4 protein-coding genes are annotated in these 3,981 nt (G+C 64.9%); 3 read left to right on the forward strand and 1 reads right to left on the reverse strand.

The features are described 5' to 3' along the window. Positions 1-234: 234 nt before the first annotated feature. The gene (locus tag ABZW16_RS43270; protein ID WP_354961976.1) at positions 235-636 is read left to right on the forward strand and encodes a cytidine deaminase; all 402 of its coding nucleotides are present in this window, start codon (positions 235-237) and stop codon (positions 634-636) included. 11 nt (positions 637-647) lie between these two features. On the opposite strand, the gene ABZW16_RS43275 is transcribed toward ABZW16_RS43270, so the two are convergent. Next, the gene (locus ABZW16_RS43275) at positions 648-860 is read right to left on the reverse strand and encodes a hypothetical protein (protein WP_354961977.1); all 213 of its coding nucleotides are present in this window, start codon (positions 858-860) and stop codon (positions 648-650) included. Positions 861-983: 123 nt separating this feature from the next. Between ABZW16_RS43275 and ABZW16_RS43280 the strand changes: the two genes are divergently transcribed. Together ABZW16_RS43280 and ABZW16_RS43285 are read left to right on the forward strand one after the other, a co-directional pair. Then, entirely contained in the window at positions 984-2,267 is a 1,284-nt protein-coding gene (locus ABZW16_RS43280) for a thymidine phosphorylase (RefSeq protein WP_354961978.1), read from the forward strand. Positions 2,268-2,660: 393 nt separating this feature from the next. After that, positions 2,661-3,758 carry an adenosine deaminase gene (locus ABZW16_RS43285; RefSeq protein ID WP_354961979.1) on the forward strand — a complete coding sequence of 366 codons (1,098 nt, stop codon included), beginning with the start codon at positions 2,661-2,663 and terminating at the stop codon, positions 3,756-3,758. Positions 3,759-3,981 lie beyond the last annotated feature (223 nt).

A 3,981-nucleotide genomic window follows, 5' to 3' on the forward strand; every position in this document is an offset into this window, starting at 1 on the left:
CTTTCTTACTCTTCAGCTTGTGCTAATGTAGATACATTAATATCACTGTGACTTGCATTCCATACAGCTTTTCCATCTACAAAATAAAAAGCTTGCTCCGAATCGCGGAACTAATTCGGCGTGCCGTGCGTTGCGCTACAGTCGGGCGAGTTAGGTTTACCTTTCTTGATGCGTGAAGGGATCCGTCGTGGCCCTTGCGCGGGCAAGTGAAGCTCGGCTCACGAGGGGCTACCGATGTCGGAAATTGACTGGAAAATCTTGCGCGACAAGGCAATTCAAGTTATGCACAATGCCTATGCGCCATACTCGCGGTTTCCGGTCGGCGCCGCGGCGCTCAGTTCGGACGGTCGAATTGTGAGCGGCTGCAATGTGGAAAATGTCTCATATGGATTAGGCCTGTGCGCCGAATGTGTACTCATCGGTAACTTATTTGCGGGCGGTGGCGGGCGGTTGCTCGCACTCTCCGTCACCGATTCTCGGGGCGAAATCCTGATGCCATGCGGCCGTTGTCGTCAGCTGCTCTACGAACACGGCGGACCCGATCTCCTGGTGGACCACAAGGCCGGACCCGTTCCGCTGCGCAGCCTGCTGCCCGATGCCTTCGGGCCCGACGATCTGGATGCCGGGCAGCAGTAGGGCGGCCGCCCTCAGCAGTCTTCTTCGAGAACGGCGTCGATCTCGGACTCGGTCGTGACCGTGATCTGCGAGATTTCGTCGGCGGGGACGCCGAGGCGCTCGAGGATGCGGCAGAAGCTTCGTTTCTGCACGATTTCGATTGCCGTGACGCGTCGCGTCAGTGTCAACTGGGACTCGCCGAGGCCCTCCTCGACCTCGCGGATACGAGCCGCGAGATCCGTCACGCGGCGGTCCATGTTTGCGTACGTCATTGCTCCCCCAAACGTCGACTCGATGATGCGCAGAGGCTATCGGAGGGCACCGACAAGTACCAGGGTTCAGGCATATCCCGTGCCAGACTGGCCGATGTGACGGCAGTGGACGCGGTTTCGATCATTACGGCCAAGCGGGACGGCGGGGAGCTGTCGGATGCGCAGATCGATTGGGTGGTGGATGGATTCACCAAGGGGGCGGTAGCCGACGAGCAGATGGCGGCGTTGGCGATGGCGATCGTGTGGCGGGGGATGACGCGGCGGGAGACCGCGCGCTGGACGAACGCCATGATCGCGTCGGGGCGGCGGATGGACTTCACCGATCTGCCGCGGCCGACCGTGGACAAGCATTCGACCGGCGGGGTGGGCGACAAGATCACGCTGCCGCTCGCGCCATTGGTCGCGGCATGCGGCGCGGCGGTGCCGCAGCTGTCGGGGCGCGGGCTGGGACATACCGGCGGAACGCTCGACAAGCTCGAGGCGATCCCTGGGTGGCGGGCCGATGTGCCGGTGGCGCGGATGCGGGAGATATTGGCCGATCCCGGCATCGGTGCGGTGGTGTGCGCGGCGGGCGCGGATCTCGCTCCGGCGGACAAACGGCTGTACGCGCTGCGTGACGTGACGGGGACAGTGGAATCCATCCCGCTCATCGCCAGCTCGATCATGAGCAAGAAGATCGCCGAGGGCACTGCCGCGCTGGTACTGGATGTCAAGGTCGGCTCGGGAGCCTTCCTGAAAACCTTGGACGGCGCACGCGAATTGGCAACGGCGATGGTAGAACTCGGCACCGACGCCGGGGTCCGGACGGTGGCGCTGCTGACCGCGATGGACACTCCGCTCGGCCGCACCGCGGGCAATGCGCTCGAGGTCGCGGAGTCGGTGCAGGTGCTTGCGGGCGGCGGCCCCGCCGATGTCGTCGAACTGACGCTCACTCTCGCACGCGAGATGGTCGCCCAGGCCGGACTCGATATCGATCCGGCCGATGTCCTCGCCGATGGCCGCGCGATGGACCACTGGCGCGCGATGGTCGAGGCGCAGGGCGGCGACCCGGACGCACCGCTGCCGCGCGCGAAGCACACCGAGATCGTGCGGGCCGACGAAGACGGGGTGCTCACCCGCCTCGACGCGATGGGCGTCGGCATTGCCGCATGGCGGCTCGGCGCGGGTCGCGCCCGGCAGGGTGATCCCGTCCAATTCGGCGCTGGCATCGAAATGCACGCCAAGCCAGGCGATCCCGTGAAGGCAGGCGCCCCTCTCCTCACCATGCACACCGACACCCCCGCCGCCTTCCCCGGCGCCCGTGCCGCTCTCACCGACGCAATCACCATCGGAACCCCACCCGCACCAGCTTCGCTGATCCTGGACCGCATCGCCCCCTGACCCAGCAATCTCCACCACGGCATCGAAATTTGCCTGTTGAACGCGGCTTCGTCCACTGCGCGCGGTCTCGCTGCCGCGCGTGGATCGCTCGCTGTACGTGATTCGCTGTTTTGCATGGTGCATCGATCGACTGGCAATCCGATGCGCGGTGCAACTAACTCAGCCGAGTTATATGCGAGTTGATTGCGGCCCACTGTGATGTCGGCGGGGTGTGCGGGCGGGTAGGAAACCGACCGCTATGTTGACTCTGGACTGGTGTGGGGTGGTTTTCGATACGGCATGGCGCGGCATTTTGCCACTCGAGCAGGCATATTGAGGGCGATGTCTCGGGCGCGGGCGGCGGAGAGCGCAATCACAGCCGCATGGAGGGGTCGGTGCGGCTAACGTGTGGTCATGACAGGACCGATGCCTTTGACCCTTGCCTCGATCCGCCAAGCTCCCAAGGCGCTGCTGCACGATCATCTCGACGGTGGTCTGCGGCCAGCGACGGTGTTGGAGCTCGCCGCCGATTGCGGTTACGACGACCTACCCGCCACCGATGAGGCCGCGCTGGCGACGTGGTTCCGCGATGCGGCCGACAGCGGCTCGCTCGAGCTCTATCTGGAGACGTTCGCGCACACCGTCGCGGTGATGCAGACCCCGGAGGGACTGCGTCGCGTCGCTCGGGAATGCGCGGAAGACCTCGCCGCCGATGGCGTGGTCTATGCCGAGGTGCGCTTCGCACCCGAACAGCATCTGGAGCGCGGCCTCACCCTGGACGAGGTGGTCGAGCACACCCTCGCCGGATTCCGGGAGGGCGCGGCGGCCGCGGCCGCCGCGGGGCGCCCGATTGTGGTGATCTGCCTGCTCACCGCCATGCGCCATGCGGCACGTTCGCGCGAGATCGCCGAACTCGCGGTGCGCTGGCGCGACCGAGGCGTCGGCGGATTCGATATCGCGGGCGCGGAGGCGGGCTTCCCACCCAGCCGCCACCTGGACGCCTTCGAATACATGCGAGCCAATAGCGCGCATTTCACCATTCACGCAGGTGAGGCATTCGGATTGCCGTCCATCCACGAGGCGCTGGCGTTCTGTGGCTGCGACCGGCTCGGGCACGGCGTGCGGATCACCGACGATATCCACGTGCCGGGTGCGATCGAGGACGCCGAACTCGGTCTGGTGGCGAACTATGTGCGGGATATGCGAATTCCACTGGAATTGTGTCCGTCCTCGAATGTGCAGACCGGTGCGGTCCCATCGCTGGACAAGCATCCCTTCGATCTGCTGGCGCGGCTGCGCTTCCGCGTCACGGTCAATACCGACAACCGCCTGATGAGCGATACCAGCATGAGCGCGGAGATGCTCAAGCTGGTGGAAACCTTCGGCTACGGCTGGAGCGATCTCGAACGCTTCACCATCAACGCAATGAAATCCGCATTCATCCCCTTCCCCGACCGCCTGCGCATCATCGACGACATCATCAAGCCCGGCTACGCGGTCCTACTCGGATAACGTTCCACAGCAACGGATTTCGTGTATCAGGCACGAAATCCGTTGGTCCCGTGCACTGCCTGCCGCGCCGAATGCTGGTGCCGAGGGCTGTGCGTCGGTGGAGAGCGCTGTCGCCGGGCCAGCTCGTGTCGGGTGTTGCCCGCGCACGGCCGGTGTTCCTCGCGGGGAACGAGAGCTGTTTGTCGGTTTCCAGCGTTGCCCACCGGTCTTGCGCGCTGCCTGC

It is taken from the genome of Nocardia sp. NPDC004604, from assembly GCF_040609795.1.
Classification (GTDB): Bacteria; Actinomycetota; Actinomycetes; order Mycobacteriales; family Mycobacteriaceae; genus Nocardia.

What these genes read in the sequence shown, in the direction of transcription:
- ABZW16_RS43270 (WP_354961976.1), top strand. Translation starts at nt 235, where the DNA reads ATGTCGGAAATTGACTGGAAAATCTTGCGCGACAAGGCAATTCAAGTT.
- ABZW16_RS43285 (WP_354961979.1), top strand. Translation starts at nt 2,661, where the DNA reads ATGACAGGACCGATGCCTTTGACCCTTGCCTCGATCCGCCAAGCTCCC.